General features: G+C 48.9%; 16 protein-coding genes. All 16 read right to left on the bottom strand.

Annotated features, from left to right (window positions below; all coding sequences use genetic code 11):
- The 16 genes from EWH91_RS00350 to EWH91_RS00280 all read right to left on the bottom strand — a co-directional run bounded on the left by EWH91_RS00350 (nucleotide 1) and on the right by EWH91_RS00280 (nucleotide 22,860).
- Complete coding sequence (locus EWH91_RS00350; RefSeq protein WP_129927996.1) at nucleotides 1–918, bottom strand: ABC transporter permease; 918 nt, start codon at nucleotides 916–918, stop codon at nucleotides 1–3.
- A 6-nt stretch (nucleotides 919–924) separates the two neighbouring features.
- On the bottom strand, nucleotides 925–1,917 hold the full coding sequence (locus EWH91_RS00345; protein WP_129927995.1) for an ABC transporter permease: 993 nt from the start codon (nucleotides 1,915–1,917) through the stop codon (nucleotides 925–927).
- A 64-nt stretch (nucleotides 1,918–1,981) separates the two neighbouring features.
- On the bottom strand, nucleotides 1,982–3,805 hold the full coding sequence (locus EWH91_RS00340; protein ID WP_165364196.1) for an ABC transporter substrate-binding protein: 1,824 nt from the start codon (nucleotides 3,803–3,805) through the stop codon (nucleotides 1,982–1,984).
- Nucleotides 3,806–4,422: 617 nt separating this feature from the next.
- Entirely contained in the window at nucleotides 4,423–6,816 is a 2,394-nt protein-coding gene (locus tag EWH91_RS00335) for a glycoside hydrolase family 31 protein (RefSeq protein WP_129927993.1), read from the bottom strand.
- 180 nt (nucleotides 6,817–6,996) lie between these two features.
- Complete coding sequence (locus EWH91_RS00330) at nucleotides 6,997–8,919, bottom strand: glucose PTS transporter subunit IIA (protein WP_129927992.1); 1,923 nt, start codon at nucleotides 8,917–8,919, stop codon at nucleotides 6,997–6,999.
- Nucleotides 8,920–8,936: 17 nt separating this feature from the next.
- Entirely contained in the window at nucleotides 8,937–9,452 is a 516-nt protein-coding gene (locus EWH91_RS00325; protein WP_129927991.1) for a PTS transporter subunit EIIC, read from the bottom strand.
- A gap of 822 nt (nucleotides 9,453–10,274) precedes the next feature.
- Nucleotides 10,275–12,053, bottom strand: coding sequence for an acyl-CoA dehydrogenase family protein (locus EWH91_RS00320; protein WP_129927990.1), 1,779 nt, complete (start codon nucleotides 12,051–12,053; stop codon nucleotides 10,275–10,277).
- A gap of 79 nt (nucleotides 12,054–12,132) precedes the next feature.
- Nucleotides 12,133–14,334: a heterodisulfide reductase-related iron-sulfur binding cluster gene (locus tag EWH91_RS00315; RefSeq protein ID WP_129927989.1), complete on the bottom strand. Its 2,202-nt coding sequence runs from the start codon at nucleotides 14,332–14,334 to the stop codon at nucleotides 12,133–12,135.
- A 25-nt stretch (nucleotides 14,335–14,359) separates the two neighbouring features.
- Entirely contained in the window at nucleotides 14,360–15,331 is a 972-nt protein-coding gene (locus EWH91_RS00310; RefSeq protein ID WP_129927988.1) for an electron transfer flavoprotein subunit alpha/FixB family protein, read from the bottom strand.
- A gap of 63 nt (nucleotides 15,332–15,394) precedes the next feature.
- A complete protein-coding gene (locus EWH91_RS00305; protein WP_129927987.1) occupies nucleotides 15,395–16,162 on the bottom strand; it encodes an electron transfer flavoprotein subunit beta/FixA family protein in 768 nt (255 codons plus the stop codon).
- A 39-nt stretch (nucleotides 16,163–16,201) separates the two neighbouring features.
- A complete protein-coding gene (locus tag EWH91_RS00300; RefSeq protein WP_129927986.1) occupies nucleotides 16,202–17,791 on the bottom strand; it encodes a long-chain-fatty-acid--CoA ligase in 1,590 nt (529 codons plus the stop codon).
- A gap of 89 nt (nucleotides 17,792–17,880) precedes the next feature.
- Entirely contained in the window at nucleotides 17,881–19,065 is a 1,185-nt protein-coding gene (locus tag EWH91_RS00295) for an acetyl-CoA C-acetyltransferase (RefSeq protein ID WP_129927985.1), read from the bottom strand.
- 73 nt (nucleotides 19,066–19,138) lie between these two features.
- On the bottom strand, nucleotides 19,139–19,942 hold the full coding sequence (locus tag EWH91_RS00290; protein ID WP_240697212.1) for an enoyl-CoA hydratase-related protein: 804 nt from the start codon (nucleotides 19,940–19,942) through the stop codon (nucleotides 19,139–19,141).
- Nucleotides 19,929–20,786 carry a 3-hydroxybutyryl-CoA dehydrogenase gene (locus EWH91_RS00285; protein ID WP_129927984.1) on the bottom strand — a complete coding sequence of 286 codons (858 nt, stop codon included), beginning with the start codon at nucleotides 20,784–20,786 and terminating at the stop codon, nucleotides 19,929–19,931. The genes EWH91_RS00290 and EWH91_RS00285 overlap by 14 nt, the downstream gene beginning before the upstream one ends.
- Nucleotides 20,787–21,032: 246 nt before the next feature.
- Nucleotides 21,033–21,188: a hypothetical protein gene (locus EWH91_RS14370; protein WP_165364195.1), complete on the bottom strand. Its 156-nt coding sequence runs from the start codon at nucleotides 21,186–21,188 to the stop codon at nucleotides 21,033–21,035.
- A 256-nt stretch (nucleotides 21,189–21,444) separates the two neighbouring features.
- Nucleotides 21,445–22,860, bottom strand: a complete 1,416-nt coding sequence (locus tag EWH91_RS00280) for a SpoVR family protein (protein ID WP_129928310.1) — start codon at nucleotides 22,858–22,860, stop codon at nucleotides 21,445–21,447.
- Nucleotides 22,861–22,895 lie beyond the last annotated feature (35 nt).

The following is a 22,895-nucleotide window of genomic DNA, read 5'->3' as shown; positions in this document are numbered from 1 at the left end:
TCATGCATCCTCTCTTAACCGTGGATTGAACATTTCATCAACTGCGTCCAGGAATAGGACAATGCCAAGTGTCAGAAGCAACAGGGCAAGAAGAGGAGAAAGTAAATACGGCAGAGCGCCGGGACTGGACATGGCTCCAGCTGAGAATACGGCCATATTCAGCATAACGCCCCAGTTGTTCACGTGGAAGGGTACAACACCAAGGAAAAACAAGCCGACTTCCGCGTATATACAACCCGTAATCGATGTCAGAAGGTTCATACCAATATAAGAGCTGACATTCGGGAGAATCTCCCTGAACAGAATATAGAAGGAAGACAGCCCAAGACCCCTTGCTGCTTCAACAAAGCCCCTTTCGCGCAGGGACAAAGTCTGTGACCGGACCGCCCGGCACATACCACCCCAGCCGGTAATACCAAGAATGAACCCCATTGCCAGAGGATGGCCGAAATTCCAAACTGTAGACAAAACGACGAGAAGCGGAAAAGTGGGAACTGTCAAAAAGAAATCAGTAATACGCATGATGATGGAATCAGACCAGCCAATAAAATAACCGGAGATCAATCCCAGCACAGTGCCGAAAAGGACTGTAAACAGCGCGCCAAACGCAGCAGCGAGCAGCACATAACGAGCACCTGTTACGATTAATGCAAGATTACTTGTTCCTTCAAAGTCCGTGCCGAGCGGATACTTCCAGCTTATTGGCGCATAAATTGCATTCGGATCACTGGGAAGATGAGGCGGGTACAAGTAAGGGCCAACAATCGCCATCAAAGTAAACATGACAATAATGATAAAGCCCACCATACGGCTCGTCTTCCGTGTAATTGACTTCCATGCGGCCTTCCAGAAAGATTGCCCCTTGTAAGGTTTGGGTTTAAATGGTTTGAGAGATTTAATTGTTCCCGTTGTGGTCATACTAACCTACCTCCTAATCCGGGGATCAACAATGGAATAAAGAAAATCTGTGACAATGTTTGAAATAATAACAGCTATCGTGATTAGCAGAAAAGCCCCGCTCATTAATGGATAATCTCGAACATCAATTGCTTTGAGCAGCAAATTACCCAGGCCTGGATAATCAAAGATGTTCTCAATAAAGATAGAGCCTCCAAACATAAAGCCGATAGACAGCGTAAATAAAGTGAACAGCGGCAGGATCGCGTTGTGAGCGATATAGCCAATTCTTGTTGAAGATTTCAGTCCTCTGATTTCGGATGCCAGGATAAAATCATCCCCGAGTACCGTGATAACACTGGATTTCATCGTTAATAACCAGCCTCCGTAACTTGACAGGGCATATGTGACCACAGGAAGGACCGCATGACTGACTAGCGATGAAATAAACGGCCCATTGAAGCCAGGATCAATTGATGAATCATAAGGCGCGCCAAATGGCAGAATTGGCCACAAGGTTGTAAATAAGAAAGCCAGCAGTAGCCCCATGACAAACTGTGGAACACCATGCAGTAAAGATCCAGAAACAGTTAAGGAAGTCCCGAGTGGTGATGAACGCTTTATTGCCGCAATGACCCCGGCGAGCACACCAATCAGAAAACTTGTGATCAAACCGATAAACACTAAAATCAATGTATAGGGCGCCGCGTTCGCGATAATGTGGGCTACACCGATCCCTTCATACGAGATGGATTGCCCAAAATCAAAATGCAACAGGTTCCAAATATAATGAATAAATTGTTCATCCAGCGGTTCATCAGGAATAAAACCGTACATGACTTTCACCTGATTCTCTGCCTGAACGGGCGTCATTCCTTGCATAATCAGCTGATTATACTGCGCATCCACCGGGTTACCCGGCATCAAACGGACGAGGAAAAATGTCAGCGAGGCAACGGCAAGAACCATTAGAATGCCAGAAAAAATCCGCCATACAAGGCGGATTAAAAAATCTTTCATAAAATGCTGCACCCCCCTGTGTTTCTACTCCTTATAACATTCATCCGGTTGTGACCCTCTTTTTTTATTTTGAAGTTTTAGGTGTGACATAACCTAACGACATCCAAACGCCTGGCATATTGTTCATTAGCCCTTCATCTTTGACAGGGAAGTTGGTGAATCGATCCGTGTTAACAAACTGAACATGCGTGTAATCCCAGATTTCAATCATTGGGACATATTCATTCGTTACCAGTGCGAGCTTCTGTACATGATCCTTCTGATTCTCAGGCTTCATCTGGTTCATCTCATAAGTCAACTCACCGGGATTGATCGTTTCACCTGTTGAGATCTTGAGTTTTTCCGGAAGCCCGATCCAGTTGCCCTTCGTCTTATCTTTTTGACTGTAATAAGCAAGCTTACTGTTTACCACGTTATAACCATCAGGCGTACCATAAATTCTGGCAAATGCCGTATACATATTGGCACTCAGAGAATCGAGCCAGAAGCCAACAGCGTATTTTTGAGCTGCCATGTCCGACTGATACTGTGCAAAGCTGCTTACAATCGTCGGCTTCGCATCAATACCGAATTTGGTCAGCTGACTGGCGATGACTTTGCCGCCCTGAATCCAGTCACTGAAGCCGTTGACCACGTGAATATCCATTGACCAGGGCTTGCCATTTGGCAGGATCCATTTGCCATTTTGCTTTTTAAAACCCTCTTTTTCCAAAAGTGAAGTAGCTTTGTCCAGATTCACATCATAAGTGTCCATCTTCGACCGTGTGGATTCATCGACCCAGTCCGACGCTGCGCTGTCTGTGATACCGTCTGTATATTTTGACGGCGTACCGACAACCGGTTCAGCAACTTTCTGGACAGCCTCCCGGTCAATGACATAAGCCAGTGCTTTTCGTACGTTGACATTACCATATGGATAGAATTTCTGGTCAAACGCCAGGGCTGCAGCGACATAAGTTGGTGTGACAACCTTCTGATTACCTTTTTTCTTCAACGCACTATTCAAGATGTTTTTCGGCATTGAAGTAAATGGGGTCGCATCCAGCTGTCCGGCAATCAAATAGTTCCAAATCTGCTGGTTGCCGGTATAGTTGCGAAGGGAAACACTGCCAACTTTGACCTTATCTGCCGCATAGAAATATTTATTTTTTACTAAGAAAGCTTCACCGGGATTCAGACGTTTTAGTACGAATGGTCCGGCTGAAATGTCAGTTTTTGGTGCGAACTTGGTGATACTCTTCCCTAATTTCGTCAACTGTTCCTGTGCCGTTTTAGCTGTAGCCGTTTTGGCTTTATCGTCACCTGTATATTGGGACTTTTCAATGATGGTCCAGATATCCTTCGGCAGTAATTTGCGATACTGGAAATCAGGCACCACTGTTTGCTGCAGCGCATCGTGCATGAACATTTTATATTTTCCGCCAGGTACTTGGGAGAGCTCCAGCTTCTTCTCAGATAAAACTTTCACGCTTCCAAGTGAGAAGGACTGCGCCGTTCCCTGAGTAAATGCAATCGCCATTGAAGTCTTCACGTCATCCGCAGTTACCGGTTTGCCATTCGACCATTTTGCCTTAGGCTGCAATTCAATGGTAGCTTTGGTTCCATCTGGGCTCTCACTCCATGACTTTGCCAGCCCTGGGTAGAATTTATTCAGATCCGTTGCCAATCCTGAGGCCCAGGCAAGCTGCATCTTATTAAAACTCGTGAATGAATTTCCCGTTGCGTTATATGGGTTTTTAGGTGCACCGGGAGAAATCGGGTGGTAATAATAGACTGTTGTGAATTTTGCGTTATTATTATTGTTGGATGAAGAATTACCGCACGCAGTCATTGAAAAAGCCAGTAGTGCAATTAACATGAACATTGGAATCCGTTTAATTACCTTCAATTTTTCTTTCCTCCTTCTCTTTTTAAAAGCCCGGTACGTTAGTAGATCGCCCGATTGAATGTGTCCCCCCCCCTGAAAAGATGTCATGTTCAAGTCTTACGGATCCATAATTGAACATTAAGAATATAATATTTTATGCCAGATTCATTTGGCATATGTAAAATATTATTTCAATGATTAGCTACATTTTAGTTTTCTCCGTTTATTTTGTCTATGTAATTGTAAGGTTTTATGACATACATTTTTTAGAAAATTATAAACCTGTCGAAATCATGTACTAAAAAACCTTCAATTTTGAGTGTTAATTGAAGGTTTAAGAATTATGATGATTCTCGAATTTATTTTTCTATAATTTTTTCAGTCAGTCCGGTTGCACCGCCTGTCCGGAATTCTATTCCGTTTCCTGCTACTTGTTAGCAGGTTTGCTATCAACAAGAACTTCCGAGACATCCACCTATAAAACTGACAGGTATTGGCATATCCTGCTTGCTCCCTGTCCAGGCGGATTTACAGCATTTCACTACTCGCATCAGCCTGAATAAGGTTTGATGTAAATCGGACAGATATCAAGCGGCAATGTCTGCCGATCGTTTATTTTGAATTATATATGATCATCCTTATTCTTTACATGTTACGCGGATCTTCGAGATATCTGTTCCCACAGTAAATGAAGTGTTACCGTTGTTCGTCACAAAGGGTACAGGAACGCCGTCCGCCAGAATCTTTTCAGGTGAGGTCTGATTCAGGATCAATGTGATGGACTGATAAGACGGATCATATCCCGAATGCGCTAAAGTCTGTTTAATGGATACCCCCCTGCCATCACGACTGAATTCCCATGTATAGAGATTATATACCCCTTTCCGGTAGTCGAAGCTTTCCCCGTCATCCTGATAATGGGTATAGGTGGCAGCTGACCCTTTATCCGGAAGATAGATATCCAGAGTGAGCCGGTCTATCTTCTTTTCACCGATATAATTTTGTACCGGGTAAAGCGGGATAAAGCTTCCTGCTTTAATGTAAATCGGACAGATGTCGAGCGGTGTTTCCCTGGTGATATACTGTCCCCCATCATATTTCTCCTTCGTCCAGTAATCGATCCAGCTGTCCCCTTCCGGAAGGTAAACGAGGCGTGCCTTTGCTCCCTGTTCAACAACAGGTGCAATAAGCAGACTCTCTCCACACAGAAATTCATCATTAATCTCATAAGTCTTCGGATCATTCTGATAGTGCAGCAGGAGCGGCCGGATCACAGGAAGTCCGGTTGATTCTTCGTCGTGCAGAATGTCGTACAGATACGGGATCAGCTGATACCTCAGTTTAATGTATTTTCTGTTGATCGCTTCCGTCTGTTCATCAAACGCCCAGGGTTCCTGATCACGCGTGAAAATGCTGGAGTGGTTACGAAACAGCGGCGTGAACGCACCAACCTGAACCCAGCGGGAGAGCAGTTCAGCCGAGCCGTCCCATCCGAATCCACCGACATCGGTCCCGCAGAAAGCAATACCGCTCAGGCCGAGATTCATCAGCATCGGAAGAGACATCCTCAAGTGCTCCCACATACTCTGATTGTCGCCTGTCCAGACGGTTGCATATTTCTGCGTTCCCGCAAAGCAGGCACGGGTGATGACAAAGGGGCGTTTGCCTGTCGCCTTTTTCAGTCCCTCGTAGGTCGCCTGAGACATATAATGTCCATAGACATTGTGAATTTCGCGGTGATCCGTTTCGACTCCATCGTTATGAAAAACAACATCGTCCGGCAAAGGCCCCTTAAAACTGGCCGGCTCATTCATGTCATTCCAGATACCCGCTACCCCTGTATCCGTCATGATTTTCTGATTAGCCGCCCACCAGTCTCTGACTTTCTTATTTGAAAAATCGGGAAAGAGTGCATCACCGGGCCAGACGCGGTTGACATAGGGGATCCCATCTTTGTCCGTCGCAAAGTATCCATTTTTCATTCCTTCATCGTAAACACTGTATCCCCTGTCCTTTTTAACGCCCGGATCAATGATCGTCACGACTTTGTAACCCTGCGCTTTCAGCTCTGCCAGCGCTTTCGCCGGATCTTCAAATTTCTTCTTATCCCATGTGAACACACGATACCCGTCCATGTAATCGATATCAAGATGCAGAACATCACATGGAATATCCTTTTTACGAAAGGTATCGGCAACCTCCCGCAGCCTGCTCTCCGGTGTGTAAGCCCAGCGGCTCTGCTGATAACCGAGCGTCCACATCTGCGGGAGAGGCGTCGTTCCGGTCAGAAACGTATAGTTACCGACCACCTTTTTGACAGACGGTCCGAAAATAAAGTAATAATTCAGGTCACCATCTACAGCACCAAAAGAATAATAGTCACTGTTTTCCTTACCAAGATCGAAGACCGTTTCATAGGTGTTATCGAAAAAATAACCGAATGCCTGTTTATCTTTTAAGGTGATGAAAAAGGGGATCGATTTGTACATTTTTTCAAAACGTTCCACGTGCGGACTGGCGTCGTCGGTATTCCACATCCTGTAATGGTATCCTTTTTTATTCAGAGGGCCTGTTTTTTCGCCGAATCCATAAAAGTATGTGTTCTTCCCCAGTTGCTTTTTCACGCGGATTTTAAACCTGTCCGACTCTTTTTCCATTTTGTGCCCTTCTTCAGCCGCAAGTTCCAGTCCCTCTCCAGATCCCCGGCGAATAAAAGCCGTCCCATGACCCCGGTAATCGGCACTGAGCAGGTGACCCTCCAGGTCGTAAATATCCACCTTGAAAGTGTCCGAGATTTGAACAATAAGCGTCTCTGTCTGAAGAACTACCTTGCCGTCCTCCTGCCTGACCGTAAAAACTCCGGGATGTGGATGAAGATCTTCAATCGCCTTTGAAGGCCGTCGTTCTGCAGCAAACGGTGCAAAAAATCGAATAATTGATGGCGTGATGACCTCGATGCTGACCATTTTATCTTCAAATTCGATATCAATGGTACTGCCTTTTTGCTTAAATGTCTGTAATTTTCCAAACATCCGGATCCCTCCATCCTTGCATAGTAAACGTTTACTCATTAAATCGCTTTCACTAGCATGATAGCACAGCACCCAATCAGTGACAACAAGCGGAAAAGAGAAAAATCAGGTCCTGATATCGATCATTGATATCAGGACCTGATTGATGACTCCTATTAAATTGGAGGCAGAGAGGATCAGTTATTTCCGGCGTGCCTGATAGAGCAGGGTTTTTCCGGCAACGGCTCTGTCCGGCTTTTTCCATTCCATGGTGAATGCGTGATCCATACTGTTGGTCACGACCATGATACTCAGATCAGATTTTGCCTGGCTGCGGATGATGTCCAGATCCCCTTTAATGATTCTCTGTCCGACAGAAACATGATCGCCTGCTTTTACAAATGTCTGAAATCCTTCACCCTTAAGGTTCACGGTATCAAGCCCGATGTGAACAAGGATTTCTTCTCCAAGCCGCGTCCGTATACCGAAAGCATGTTTTGTTTCAGCTAATTGAACCAGTTCACCGTCTGCCGGTGCAACAAAAATACCATTTTCAGGTCGGATGGCGATTCCCTGCCCCATCATGCCCTGTGAGAAAACCGGGTCCGGTACGTCTGTCAATGGTACGAGTTCACCTGTTGCAGGGGCAAAGACTCGCTCCGTCCCGTTTTCAGGATGACTTTTCCCGCCTTCTTTCGAATGGGCAGGATTCGATGGACGGCCAATCATCTTTTTCAATGCATCCGCAACAAATTCCACCTCAGTCCCGATGATAATCTGGAGATTTCTTTTATCAATTCTGAAGACACCACGCACTCCTGCACGTTTTATCGCCTGTTCATCAACCTGCGAGGTATCGTTCAGTTTCAGTCTCAGACGGGTAGTACAGTAATCAATCTGATCAAGATTACGGTCCCCGCCAATGCCGTCAAAGATTTTTTCAGCCATAAATTGGTATTTGTCCTGAACCGTGTTTCTTTTTGAATCAATCTCTGCCTGATCACTAACCGTACCTGGGCCTGAAAAAGCGAATAAACTTTCATCTCCACGACCGGGCGTTTTAATATCAAATTTTTTAATTGCCCAATAGAAAATAACAAAATAGATAAGGAAGAAGACCAACCCGATGGGAATCAGCTCCCAGGCTCTTGTCCCCTGGGTAAAATTCAGCATGAAGTCGATTGCTCCGGCGCTGAAACTGAAACCCAGCTTAATTCCGAGCAGATTGGTGATCAGGCCGGATAAACCGGCGAGCAGAGCATGAACCACATACAGAGGATAGGCGAGAAACATGAATGAAAATTCGATGGGTTCGGTTATCCCGGTCAGAAACGCCGTCAGCGCAACGGAAAGCATCATGCCAAAAGTCTCTTTCCGTCTGTCTTTTTTCGCGGTCAGAACCATTGCCAGTGCAGCACCGGGAAGCCCGAACATCATGATCGGAAAGAAGCCGACCTGGTACGTTCCGGCACTTGGGTCACCCGCGAAAAAGCGGTTAATGTCCCCCGTCGCTTCATGGAACGTTCCGAAACCAAACCACAGATAAGTATTCAGAACATGATGCAGACCGGTTGGGATCAACATGCGGTTGGCAAATCCAAAAACAGCTGCACCAAGTGCACCCGCTGAGGTAATCCAGCCATTCACGCTATCCAGGATGTTCTGAATGTAAGGCCAGATCAGACCGAAAAGCAGGACGAGCAGGATCGCAGCCACTGCATTAACCAGAATAGCCACATGCCTCCCATTGAAATAGGGGTTTCCTGTAAATTTATCATATAATCTGTTGTAAAGGATCGGCGTAAATAATCCGGCGATGAATCCGGCAAAGACGCCCATGTTAATCGTTTTATCCACACCTGTCGCGCCAAAATTCAGGATGAAATACACAATGGCTCCGCTGATTGCGGCAGATCCGCTTCCATCCTTAGACAGACCTATGGCAATACCCATCGCAAACAGTAAAGCCAGGTAACTGAACAGGGCATTCCCTCCGGCGTTGATAAACGGAATATTCCAGACATCACCTGCGCCCAGCCTGTTCAGAAGACCGGCCGCAGGAAGAACTGCGATCGGCAGCATTAATGATTTACCTAATCGTTGCAGACTACCCAAACCTCTCATGGCTTTTCCCCCCCTTTTTAGTTCATATGTGCCAGGACAATCTGTGCGACAAACGCCCCTAGAAAAAGGGCATAGACACTCGTGATAATCGGAACAAAACGTCTTCCTCCGAAAAAGGCGAGCCATTCAGGCAGGTGAATGTTATAAAACTTGTTATATAGCCAGCCGGCAGTGATTCCGGTAATACAGGCACAGAGGAAGAAGAAGCTGAGAGTCGAAGCTGTCGATCCCCCAATCTGAATCGGTGTGATCATGTTAAAAACGAGTTTTGACTGAATGATAGAGGTCAGAGAAGCGCAGAAAACCAGATAGCCGACACAGCCGGCAAGTGCTGAAGCACCGCTGTTGTCACGGGAAATCCCTGCAGCAAGGCCGACAGATAAGGTAAACGGAAGAAAGAAACCGAATGTGTCCGCCACACCTTTGAATCCCCCGAAACCGGTCAATGCAAGTAATTGGAAGAAGGCGTAAATGATAACGGCTAATAAAGGATAGATCAAACCGGCAGCGATGCGTTTATAAATCTTCTTCATTTTTACATTCCCTCCTGATGACTATTTTTAAAAAAACTTCAGTCTGTCTCCTTTCCTGTAACTTTATCTGACAACTCTGTTTGAAAAATGATAAATCACCTCTATTTTATACCAAAAAACGAAGGCAGGACGGATAATCAGACAATCCGTTTCATATATTGTCATTTTTTTTAACAGGGGAAAGAATGCCACACGTGATGTGAGAAGTACACTGATGTAGAATTCTTCTGCTGCGCACAGGCCGTGTTGGGGGGCAGGATGAGCCTGCACCATCGATTTGGCTGATATATTCTGAGATTGGCTGAAAAAAGTTGAGATTCGGCTGATTTATTCGGAGATTGGCTGAATTAGCTGAGATTTTGCTGATATATTCTGAAACTGGCTGAATTAGCCGAGATGCGGCTGATATACTCTGAAACCGGCTGAAAAGCCGAGATGCGGCTGATATATTCTGAGATTGGCTGAATTAGCCGAGAAGCGGCTGATATATTCTGAAACCGGCTGAATTAGCTGAAATTCGGCTGATATACTCTGAAACTGGCTGAAATAGCTGAGATTCGGCTGATTTATTCTGAAACTGGCTGAAAAGCTGAGATTCGGCTGATATATTCTGAGATTGGCTGAATTAGCCGATATTCGGCTGATATATTCTGAAACCGGCTGAATTAGCTGAGATGTGGCTGATTTATTCTGAGATTGGCTGAAAAGCTGAAATTTGGCTGATATATTCTGAAACCGGCTGAAATAGCCGGTTCGCTGCCACAGGGAAAACGCACATTCCATTTCAGAATGTGCGTTTTTCCTGATCTGCAGTTGAGCCTGTCAGGTGAGATACTTTCCTGCTTCTGCGACGCGTTGACCAATCTGCATTTTCAGTTTTAATGAGTCAATCGGCAGCTGCACAGCCACCTCGTCCAGAGTGATCAGCCGCCCGGTCAGCGTTTCCCCTTTTTCGAGATAGGCCAGTACTTTTTTAGCCAGAGATGTGACTTTTTCAAAACATTCATGAACATACACCTTCATCATGTCGCCTGTAAGCACATCCGGCCGTCTGTCTTCTTTTCCCTGTATTTGCATGGACCGGATCAGGACCGATTCCATCGTATAGACAGCGATCATCATGTCACTAAAGTATTTTATCAGCAACTGTTCCTGCTGCAGTTGCTGGTCGAACTTACGGGTTGCAAGTCCGAGGACATACAGCAAGATCTTTTTCGAGGCGGCAACGAGATATTCCTCTGTGCCGGATGCTCCGGGCGCCGGTTTTTTCCGGATGAGTGCTTCGATATCGGATTCGAGTGTGCCCAGCATGCGAAGCAGCGGTAATTCTCCTTTTGCGGCCTTTTTCAGAAGTGTGCTGCTGATGACCAGCCGGTTGATTTCGTTTGTCCCTTCAAAAATCCGGTTGATGCGGGAATCACGATAGATTCGTTCAATTTTATATTCGGAAATGAAACCATAGCCGCCATGGATCTGAACCCCTTCGTCAGCTACAAAATCCAGGGTTTCCGAACCCAAAACCTTGTTGATCGAGCATTCGATAGCGTATTCAGCAATGCCGCTTGCAGACCGTTTCCCCGAGTCCGGACTATTGTAGTCAAGCGTGGCGAGGGATTGATCGATTAGCCCGGCTGTGCGATAAATTACACTTTCCAGCGCATAGGTCCGAATGTTCATGTCCGCCAGTTTTTCCCGGATCAGAGGAAAACTGGCGATCGGTCTGCCGAACTGCTCCCGTTCATTTGCGAACTTCGTGGAGAGCGCGATGACTTCTTTTGCTGAGCCAAGAGCGAGCGTGGCGAGCTTGAAGCGGCCGATATTCAAAATGTTAAATGCAATCACATGGCCCCTCCCTGCCTCACCAAGCAGATTCCCGGCAGGTACTCGGACATCTTCGAGAATGACCGGACGAGTCGACGAACCCTTGATACCCATTTTCTTTTCTTCAGGTCCGAGACTGACCCCGTCCCAGTTCCGTTCAACAATAAACGCTGAAAAACCCTTCCCGTCAATTCTGGCATAAACAATGAAGATATCGGCGAATCCGGCATTCGTGATAAATTGCTTTTCTCCGTTCAGCACGTAGTATTTTCCATCATCCGACAGTCGCGCGGTCGTCTTCGCGCTGAGTGCGTCTGACCCGGACGAGGGTTCAGTCAGGCAGTAGGCAGCGATTTTCGTGCCTGCCGCAAGTTCAGGCAGATATTTTTTCTTCTGATCCGGACTGCCGAAAAACACAATGGGCAGCGTGCCGATCCCTGTATGGACCGATGCCGACAGGGCAAAAGATGAAGCTTTTGCCAGTGATTCATTAATCAGGGTCGCACTGACTTTATCCAGGCCAAGCCCTCCGAACGCTTCCGGCACATCGGCGCCGAGCAGTCCGAGCGATCCGGCCTCTTTCAGTAAACGAAGCGTCAGTTCATAGTCCAGTCCCTCGATTTTCTGATCGTGCGGCACAACCGATTTTTCAATAAACTGCCGTGTGGTCTCTGCCATCATCATCTGTTCCTCCGTGAAGCCTTCCGGTGTCACAGCACTGCCGGGTGATTCGGTAAACAAAAAGGCCGCACCAAAAGCTCCCTTTCTTTTTAGAGTCATGTTCCTCTTCCCTTCTGAAATGGTCTTAAACCGTGCTGCATGTCTGCCGGGCGGCAGGGCCTCTTCGGTTCGTCTGAAATCAGGACTGCTCTGCTCCAAATACCGATTCTGCAAGAAGCTCCGCTACATCCCGCGTCCGGACATGTTGATCAACGCCTTTAAGTTTGGTTCCGTCGTCCATCATCGTCAGACAGTAGGGGCAGGCACTGCTGATGGTGTCCGGCCTGACTTCAAGCGCCTGCTCTGTTCGTGCCAGATTGATGCGTTTGCCGGCTGTCTCCTCCATCCACATCATGCCGCCCCCGGCTCCGCAGCACATCCCGTTTTCACGGGACCGTTTCATTTCTGCCAGCTCAACGCCCGGAATCGCTTTCAAAATAGCCCGCGGCTGATCATACACACCGTTGTATCGGCCCAGATAACAGGAATCGTGGTAGGTGATCCGTTCATTTACCGGATGTTCTGGCTTCAGGCGTCCGTCCCGGATCAGCTGATCCAGCAGCTGGGTATGATGCAGCACCTCGGCCTGCAGCCCGAATTCCGGATACTCATTTTTAAATGTATTGAACGTATGCGGACAGGCTGTAACGATTTTTTTTACGTTGTATTTTTTAAAGATCGCGATATTTTCCTGACACAACTGCTGAAATAAAAACTCATTACCCAGACGGCGCGCGGTATCACCGGAACTTTTCTCCTCATTGCCGAGCACGGCGAAGTTGACACCGGCAGCCCGGAGCAGGCGGATAAAGGCGCGTGTGATCCGGATACTGCGGTTGTCGTAGGAGCCCATGCTGCCGACAAAAAAGAGATAGTCGAAATCAGGATGCTCTTTCACCGTGGGGACTTCCATGCCGTCGATCCAGTTTGCCCGGTCATTGCGGCTCATGCCCCACGGATTTCCCTGGCGCTCAATGTTCTGCATGGCCCTTTGCCCCTCCTGAGGTACTTTTCCTTCAGTCAGAACCAGATAGCGGCGCAGATCAATAATTTTATCCACATGCTCATTTGCGACCGGGCATTGATCTTCACAATTACGGCAGGTGGTACAGGCCCAGATTTCCTCCTCGGTAATCACATCGCCGATCAACTGCAAATCTTCTGCCGAACGGTCCGACGTCTTTCCCCATGTGTCGTGCTGCCAGTGGAGAGTGGGCCGGATATCTGTGACCGGCCCGGCCGGCCCGGTCGCCTTGCCGGATAGCGGGTGGTCCGCGTCTTCCCGGGCTGCCGCTTCCTGAGACAGCGGGTTTTCCGGCCAGGTGCCGGGGTAATGGCGCTCCATCTGAACTGCATGCACCGTTTTCTTTGTCAGATCGACGGGGATCCAGGGCGACTTTGACGTGACAGCCGAGCCTTTTTCCGTTAAATGATCACGCATTTTCGTGATCAGGTGCATCGGCGAGAGAAACTTGCCGGTCGCCGCGGCCGGACACATATTGGTACAGCGCCCGCACTCCACACAGGCATACAGATCCAGGAGCTGCTTTCGCTCAAAATCCTCAATTCGACCTGTCCCAAACGACTCTGCCTCTTCATTTTCAAAATCAATCGAACGCAGCCTGCCGTCAGGACCGGTGCGATGCAGAAAGATATTGAGCGGAGCGGTAATCAGATGAAAGTGCTTGGATTGCGGAACATACAGGGCAAAAGCGAGTAAAATCAATAGATGCATCCACCAGGCAATGTAATAAAATGCTGTTGCCGCCTCCTGTGACAGGCCCTGGAACCCGGTCGCAATCAGCGAAGAAACAGGGGTGAGCGGGGCCGGTGCTCCGTCCTGTCGCAGATGGTCAAACCCGGATGTGAACAGCACCGACAGCATCAGGGCAGCGATAAAAATGAGAACCAGAGACGGCTTAAAGCCTCGCTTCAGCCTTTTCAGCCGCTCAATATAACGACGATAAAAAGCATAGCTCACGGCAATCAGAACCAGCACGACCGTTATCTCCTGGGACAGCAGAAAAAAAGGGTAGCCCGGGATCGGCAGGTGATGCCCGGACAATCCCTTGAAAATAATATCCAGCGCACCGAACTGAAGCACGATAAAACCGTAAAAAATAACGATATGCATAATCCCGCTTTTCGGATCTTTCAATAGTTTTTTCTGCCCGAATACCTGCGTGACAAAAGCGGAGAACCGTTCCCGGAAATCATGGCGGAAGGGCGTTTTTTTCCCCAGTTTAATATAATCATAACGATGACAGATCACCTTCACTGTCCAATAGATTCCGCAACCGGTCACCAGTACAAAGAGCAGAAAATGAATCAGCTGCAGCATCGCAGTCACTCCCGGCTTGTTTCGATTATTTTTCCGACAAGACTTTTCTGAATGCTTCTGTCAGCTTCGGAACAATCTCAAACAGATCTCCGACAATGCCGTAATCGGCGATCTGGAAAATCGGTGCCTCAGGATCTTTATTGATCGCCACAATCACTTTCGACTGCGACATGCCTGCCAGGTGCTGAATCGCTCCTGAAATCCCGCAGGCAATATAAAGGTCAGGCGTCACGACTTTCCCAGTCTGCCCGATCTGAAGCGCATAGTCACAGTAACCGGCGTCACAGGCGGCACGTGAGGCACCGACTGCCCCGCCGAGCGCATCTGCCAGTTCGTAAAGCGGTTTGAAGCCCTCAGCGCTTTTAACCGCCCGTCCGCCTGAGACAATCACGGCGGCTTCACTGAGATCCACTCCGGAAGCAGCCCGCCGGACCACTTCTTTCACCGTTGTCCGGATATCTTTTATTTCGACGTCAAAAGGAATCACTTCAGGAATTCGAACCGCTTCTTCCGGCTGAATATTGTTTGGGCGGATTGTAAAAAAATACTTCGGTTCCACAAACCTTTTCTTCTGGAACGCCTTGCCGGCATAGATCGGCCGGACAAAGACCGGCTCGCCGTCCTCTACCCGGACATCGGTGCAATCGGTCACCAGGCCCAGTCCGAGACGGGCGGCGATTCCGGGAGCTGCATCTTTCCCGATACTGGTATGTCCCATAACAATCAAATCCGGTGCGGTATGGTTGATTAACCGCAGCAAGGCTTGTCTGAAGGCGTCGGGTGTGTAATTTCTCAGGGCGTCATGAGTGATCACATACACACGGTCGGCACCGTATCGGCCCAGCTCCTGCGCCTTTTCACCTGTTTCGTCTCCGAAAAGGACTGCCGACACCTCTCCTCCTTCGGCGAGGCGTCTAGCTGCTGTCAGACTTTCAAAAGACACGTTTCTGAGCTTCCCGGCCTTCTGTTCTGCAAACACCAGTGCTTTTTTGCTCATATTCATCCTCCTTTGTCATTTCATCAGGGGAGCGCCCCTGATATGGGGTTATGAAGCAGCGGATCAGACCAGATGGCACTCCGCACGCAGGACTTGCACCAGTTCATTGACCTGATCATCCGGCTCACCTTCGAGTATTCGGCCGGCGGTTTTATCCGGGGGCAGAAAGACTCCAGACACGGCGGTTTTTTCTGCCAGATCCTTCACTGCACCCAGATCGCTCAGACTCAGACGCTCTACTGGTTTTCTCTTTGCTTTCATAATCCCGGGCAGAGTCGGATAGCGTGGTTCATTCAGTCCCTGCTGCGCGGTGACGAGTACGGGCAGTGTACCGGTAACCACCTCAGTATCTCCTTCCGCGTCTCTTTCGGCTGTGAAACGGCTGCCACTGAGCTGAAAGCCTGTGACCGCTCCGACATGGGCCATGTTCAGTTCTTCTGCCAGACGGACCGCGACCTGCCCGGATCCGCTGTCGATCGCAAAATTGCCGCCGAGGATCAAATCAAATGGATGACGCCCGATCAGCTGTGAAAGGACCTTCGACAAAACCCATTCATCAGTGCCGGGAAGGGTCGCCTCATCGATGAGGACCGCTTTGTCCGCCCCCATGGCCAGGGCGGTTCGCAGGGCGCTCTCGGCGCGATCCGGTCCGACGGTGACCACCGTCACCTCGCCGCCCTGTGCATCACGGATCCTGATCGCCTCTTCAATGGCGTATTCGTCGTATGGATTGATCACAAAGCGGGCATCCGCTTCATCGATCACTCCGCCTTTGATCTGTATCTTTTCCTCAGTATCAAACGTCTGTTTCATGCATACCCAGATATTCATGGGACTCATCACTCCTTAACCTGTAATGACAGGCTGCGTCTAGTTCACTTTCTTCGATTTACCGGCCCAGAACGGTTCCCGCAGTTTGACTTTCTGTACTTTACCTGAGGCATTTTTTGGCAGTTCACGGACAAACGAAAAGGATTTCGGCACTTTGAACGAGGGCAGCAAGCCTTTACAGAAAGAGATCAGTTCCTCTTCGCCTGCGCCCGCCGATTCTTTCAAAACACAGATGGCATGAGGCACCTCACCCCACTTTTCGTGAGGAACAGCAATCACCGCTACTTCGAGAATGGCCGGATGCCTGTAAAGCACACCTTCCACTTCAATCGAGGAGATATTTTCTCCGCCACTGATAATGATGTCCTTTTTGCGGTCGACGATTTCGATGTACCCTTCCTCGTCAATCGTTGCCATGTCTCCTGTATGATACCAGCCGTTCTTCAGTACCTTATCCGTCTCATCCGGCTGGCGCCAATAACCTTCCATCACACTGTTTCCACGGGCAACAATCTCCCCGATCTGCAATCCATCAGTCGCAATGTCCCGCCCCTGCTCATCAACCACACGGATATCCATATTCAGCATGGCCATGCCGGCTTTCGCCTTGATCCGCCAGCGGCTGACATCATCCTGATCGATATGAGACTTCACCTGAGACACCGTGAGAAACGGCGCTGCTTCTGTCATCCCGTAGACTTGAATAAATTCCCATTTTAAAAATTCTTCCACATGCTTCACAAAGGAAGGCGGCGGCGCAGACCCGGCGATGATCACGCGTACCTTCTGCCCCCTCCCCGCCTCTTTTGCCTTCGGATCATGGATCAGCATATTCAGGACAGTCGGGGCCATGCAGGCCACACTGACTTTTTCTTTGCGGACAAGATTAAAGATATGTGCGGGATCGATTTTCCGAATCATCACATGAGTGGCCCCCATACCAGTAAATGTAAATGGCGTGCCCCAGGCATTGACATGAAAAAGCGGCAGGGTATGGAGCAGAACATCGTCATCGGATACGCGCAGATGAATGATTGAATTCAGCACATTAAAAAACAGGCTTCTGTGTGAGTGCATCACACCTTTTGGACGCCCGGTCGTCCCGCTGGTGTACAGGATACAGGACAAATCCAGCTCATCCATCTCCGGAATTTCCGGACGTTCATCCGAAAATCGGTTCAGGAAAGGCTCATAGCTGGTCCATCCCTCCTTTTCATCACGTTCAGGAGATGGAAGAAGCAGAAAATGTTCGACAAATTCCAGATCTTTTTTAACCGGATCCACGAGGTGTACCAGATCTCCGTCGGTGATCAATATCCGGGCCCCGCTGTGATTTAAAATATATGCATAATCCGCGGGAATCAGTCGCGTGTTTAACGGCACCGTCACTGCGCCGATCTGCATGACACCGAACATACCTTCGAGCATCTGCAGTGTGTTGGGCGCAAGATAGGCGATGCGGTCACCTTTTTTTACACCCAGCGCTGTCAGCATGTTGGACAGCCGGTTGACACGTTTCTGAAACTGCCGGTAGGTCAGGCGAACGTCACCATCAATGACGGCCGTTTTGTCCGGATAATATTTCACCGCCCTCTCCAGCAGATCCGGAATAAACAAATGGTGTTTCATCGGAATCCTCCTAATGAGTGGTACGAGTTAGAAACCTCTTTGAGCCGCTCAGTTTTATTCGTTGACGAGGACAGGCAGCCATTTTCCTGTCAGAAATCCATGTTCTCAATAATCAGGGCCGTCCCCTGGCCACCGCCAATACACAGGGATGCCAGACCTGACTTTGCCCCTGTCCGCCTCATTCCATAGAGCAGAGTCACCAGAATCCGGGCTCCGGAGGCTCCGACCGGGTGCCCGAGCGCGATGGCACCGCCGGATATATTGACTTTTTGCTCATCCAGATGAAGATCATCGAGAACCGCGATCGACTGAGCCGCAAAGGCTTCATTGATTTCAAAAAGGTCGATGGCATCAACTGTCAGGCCGGCCTTTTTCAATGCTTTTTTCGAGGCAGGAACCGGGCCGTAACCCATAATCGCCGGATCCAGCGCTGCATTTGCATAAGCTTTAACAGTGGCCAGAATATCCAGGCTCGCTGCCTCCGCTGCCTCACGTGCCATCAGAACAAGCATGGCGGCGCCGTCATTAATTCCGGAGGCATTACCGGCCGTCACTGTGCCGTCTTTCTTAAAAACAGGTCGTAAACGGCTCAGTTTTTCGAGAGTTGTCCCATGCCGCGGGTGTTCATCTGTACTGATGATCACCTTTTCCCGCTTTACCTGCGTTTCGACCGGGATGATTTCTGCATCGAAATGTCCGGCTTTCTGAGCCGCTTCTGCTTTCTTCTGGCTGTTTACCGCAAAGGCGTCCTGTCTTTCTCGATTGATTTTCCAGCGCTCCGCGATGTTTTCTGCCGTGATCCCCATATGATTCTGGCTGAACGCATCCAGCAGTGCATCTTTGAGCATGGAATCCACCGTCCGCGTATCACCCATCTTGTGACCCCATCGATAATTTTCGAGCAGAAAAGGGGCCTGACTCATATTTTCTGTGCCGCCGGCCAGAATCGTGTCTGCTTCCCCGAGCGCGATCGACTGAGCCGCGAGAATAACCGAACGCAAACCGGATCCGCAGACCATATTGACAGTCAGTGCGGGCGTTGTTTCCGGAATGCCTGCTTTCAGGCTGACCTGACGGGCGATGTTCTGGCCAAGCCCGGCAGACAGCACATTGCCAATGATGACGTCGTCAATTCGGTCCGCAGAGATACCGGCACGCCGCACCGCTTCCCTGGCTGCAACAGCACCCAGTTCGGTCGCGGAAATCCGCGACAGTCCGCCACCAAAACTGCCGATCGGTGTCCGCGCCGCACCCACAATAACCACTTCTCTCATGATTCATCCACCCTTTTAAACCAGAGCACACGCATGAGGCGAAGGCGATCCGGTTCAAATTTTAACTGTCTGATTATCTCCCCGGAAAACGGGGCTGGCGCTTCTCGATAAAAGCCGCCATACCCTCGCTCCGGTCTTCAGTATGGAATAAGGCTTCAAATGTCTTGATTTCCAGTTCAAGTGCCGTATCAAGGTCACAGTCCATGCCCTTCCGGATCAGCTGTTTCAGCCGGCTGACAGCGACCGGTGAACGGCTGACAAGGGTCCGCGCCAGTTGAGCAGCCTGATGATCCAGTTCCTGCCTGGAATCCGTAATCGCGGAGACAAGGCCGAGCTGATAAGCACGTTCGGCGCTCACCGGCACACCGGTGAGCAGCAGTTCTTTTGCGGGTGCTTCACCGATCAGTCTCGGCAGTCGCTGCGACCCGCCGAATCCGGGGATGATCCCGAGACTCACCTCAGGCAGACCGAAACGCGCATTCCGGCTGGCAATCCGCAGATCACAGGCGAGCGCAAGTTCACATCCGCCACCTAGTGCGTAGCCATTGACCGCGGCAATGACCGGTTTTTCAAACTGTTCTATCTGCGCCATCAGCTGATGACCGGCTGCTGAAAATTGCCTGGCTTCAGCCGGATTCATGGCGCTCATTTCGCCAATATCTGCACCGGCTATAAAAGATTTCTCACCGGAGCCGGTCAGAATCACTGCACGGATATCGGAGCGGCCCGCAAATGTATCAAAGGCTTCTGCCAGCTCGCGGATCACCCGGCTGTTCAGGGCGTTGAGCGCTCCTGGACGACTGATCGTCATTTTACCGACTGCACCGTCGACGGACACTTCGACAGGTTTGTTATCCATCAACTCATCCTTTTTCATAGTGATAAAACCCTCTGCCTGTTTTCCTGCCGAGCCATCCGGCCTGCACATACTTTCTGAGCAGCGGGCAGGGTCGATATTTTGGATCGCCATAACCCTGATAGAGCACTTCCATAATGGACAGGCACGTATCCAGTCCAATCAGATCCGCCAGGGCAAGCGGTCCCATCGGATGATTAGCGCCAAGCCGCATCACCTGATCGATTTCCTCTGCTCCGGATACGCCTTCATAGACACAATAGACCGCTTCATTAATCATCGGCAGCAAAATCCGATTCGCTGCGAACCCGGGAAAATCATTAATTTTAACAGGTACTTTTCCCAATGCTTCGGCAAGATGCAGGGTCGTCTGCAGCGTCTTTTCCGATGTATCCAGTCCTCTGACCACTTCAACCAGTTTCATGACCGGTACCGGATTAAAAAAATGCATACCTATGACCTGACCGGACCGGCGGGTCACCGAGGCGATTTCCGTTATCGCGATGGATGACGTATTGCTTGCCAGAATGGCCTTTTGACCGGCCAGCTGATCCAGCTGCCGGAAAATACGCTTCTTAATATTCGGGTCCTCCGTCGCCGCTTCAATAACAAAATCAGCACTGGCTGTTGCTTCAATATCTGCAGCGACATGAATGTTTTCGAGCACCCCTCCTCTTTCGGCTTCAGTGATCCTCCCTTTTTTCACTGATCGCGCAAGGTGATCGGCGATACGCTCCTTTCCTTTCTGAATCCGCTCCTCCGTTATGTCGTTCAGTAATACCTTCTTCCCTCCCTGAGCCATGACCTGAGCGATACCCGCACCCATTTGGCCCGAACCGATAACTGCTACTGTATGAATTGGCATGAATGCTCCTCCCTGAGTACCGTAATCTGGTTGGTCATATCAATATTTGTCGAATGTAATCGCTTTCATTTACATGCCTTTTCTTCCTCAGGATCTGTTAGCCATGAAGAAGACCTGACAAAGCATGCCTTCCGGCGATGGCTTAGCCTTAATTGCCCTTGTGATCATCCTTAAAATGATTTCATTTTCTTTTTTATTGTGCGAAAAAGTCAGATGTTTTTCATCATTCCATGCGGTCTGCATCCGTCAGGAAGCCATGCTGAGCGCAGCTTTCCACTCGGATCTTTTTGAGAAGGCATGAATGGACAAACGATTATTCAGTTGAAAGATGGCAGACAGGTAATAGTGATCGTTACTGAGAAGTTTTTGTTTTTGATCTTTGATCGTCGATATGTTTTTCATGAAGGCCTGTCATGAAAAGACAGATTCACAGACTTTTAATTCCATGCACAGGTTTGTTTGAAATGGTGAAGACCAGTCTTCAAGTGAATAAATAACCTAACTGGGAGGAGGATCTCAAACTATCTGTTTGAGATTAATTTAATCATACGGACTGAAAACCTGTTTGTCAATTAAAAAGTTCAAATATTAGACACATTTTATCCCGCCTGCACAAGCACGTCCTGTGCGCCCGGAAAACCCCCGCTGATATCCGCTTCTATTGCTCAAGTTTTTTGCGCTTGACTTCCCCATTCTCGCAGCTGAAAAGTGTCGGTTGATCCTCAATAACCGTATGCAAGTGAACCGGCCGGCCCCAGAGCTGAACAAGATATTTAAGGACGCCTTCCATATCACGAACATCCAGTTCTATCCCTTCGTATCGGTGGTACAGAAGAAGTTCCCCATTTTCATGGTAGTCTCCGTCTTCTACCACAATATACGGGAATCCCCCGTTGACGCGCATGGAGACAAGCTGATCACGGATATTTCGCCAGTCTTTATCCGTGATGGTGTAATTATCACCCTTTCTTTCAAAGAGAAAGAGATCTTCCCGTCCCGCCAGCTCTTTGGATAAATAATTGCGGATAAAAGACTGATCGGATTCAAGTTCACGGACTTCAAAAAGTTTCTCGCGTCCGGATCCCTCTGTAACCCCCATTTCTCTCATCTTCTCATCGGGATGGTTATAGTGCTCCTCAATGTCTTCAAAGATTTTCAGGCCAAGATAATAGGGATTGAGACCTCTCTGAGACGGCTGCACAACCTGGGCATTCAGTTTGGCAAATTCGACCGTTTCGTCGGATGTCAGATCAAGTTCGCGCATGATCCGGACATGCCAGTAAGAAGCCCACCCTTCGTTCATCACCTTAGTCTCAAGCTGCGGCCAGAAGTACAGCATCTCCTCACGCAACATGGTCAGTATATCCCGCTGCCAGTCTTCAAGAATCCTGCTGTATTCCTCAATGAAGAAAAGCAGATCCTTCTCCGGACGCTTCGGAAATTTGGCTTTCTCTTCTTCTTTCGGCACGTCTTCCGGTTCATCCAGGTTTAACAGATCCTGATAGGCAGACAATGGGCGGCGCCTTTTCTTAACCGGCTTCCCCGGTTTATTATCCAGCCAGTCGCCCTTTCTGATAATCCGCGGATCCACGTGTTCCTGAATGGCAAGGACCGCATCAATGAATTTTTCCACCTTTTTTCTGCCATAGGTCTCTTCATAGTGGTGAATCCGTTCGGCTGTCGCACTCATGCTCTCAACCATATCTCGGCGTGTATTGATAAACCGCACATTATTTTTGAAAAAATCGCAGTGAGCCAGAACATGGGCGACAATCATTTTGTTCTGAATCAGACTGTTCGTATTCAGCAGAAAGGCATAACACGGATCAGAATTGATCACCAGCTCATAGATTTTGCTCAGGCCAAGGTCATATTGCATCTTCATTTTGTAAAACTGCTTGCCGAAGCTCCAGTGGGAAAAGCGGGCAGGCATGCCATACGCCCCGAATGTATAGATAATTTCTGCGGGACAGACTTCGTAGCGCATCTGATAAAAATCAAGTCCGAATCCTTCTGCGATTTCAGTAATTTCGTCAATGGAACGCTCAAGCGCTTTAAGGTCTCCTGTATTCATCAGGCGCAGCACCCTCTCAGGCAAATAGTCTTGCT

Source organism: Sporolactobacillus sp. THM19-2 (assembly GCF_004153195.1).
Lineage (GTDB): Bacteria > Bacillota > Bacilli > Bacillales > Sporolactobacillaceae > Sporolactobacillus.
This window is presented reverse-complemented; position numbering and strand designations above follow the sequence as displayed.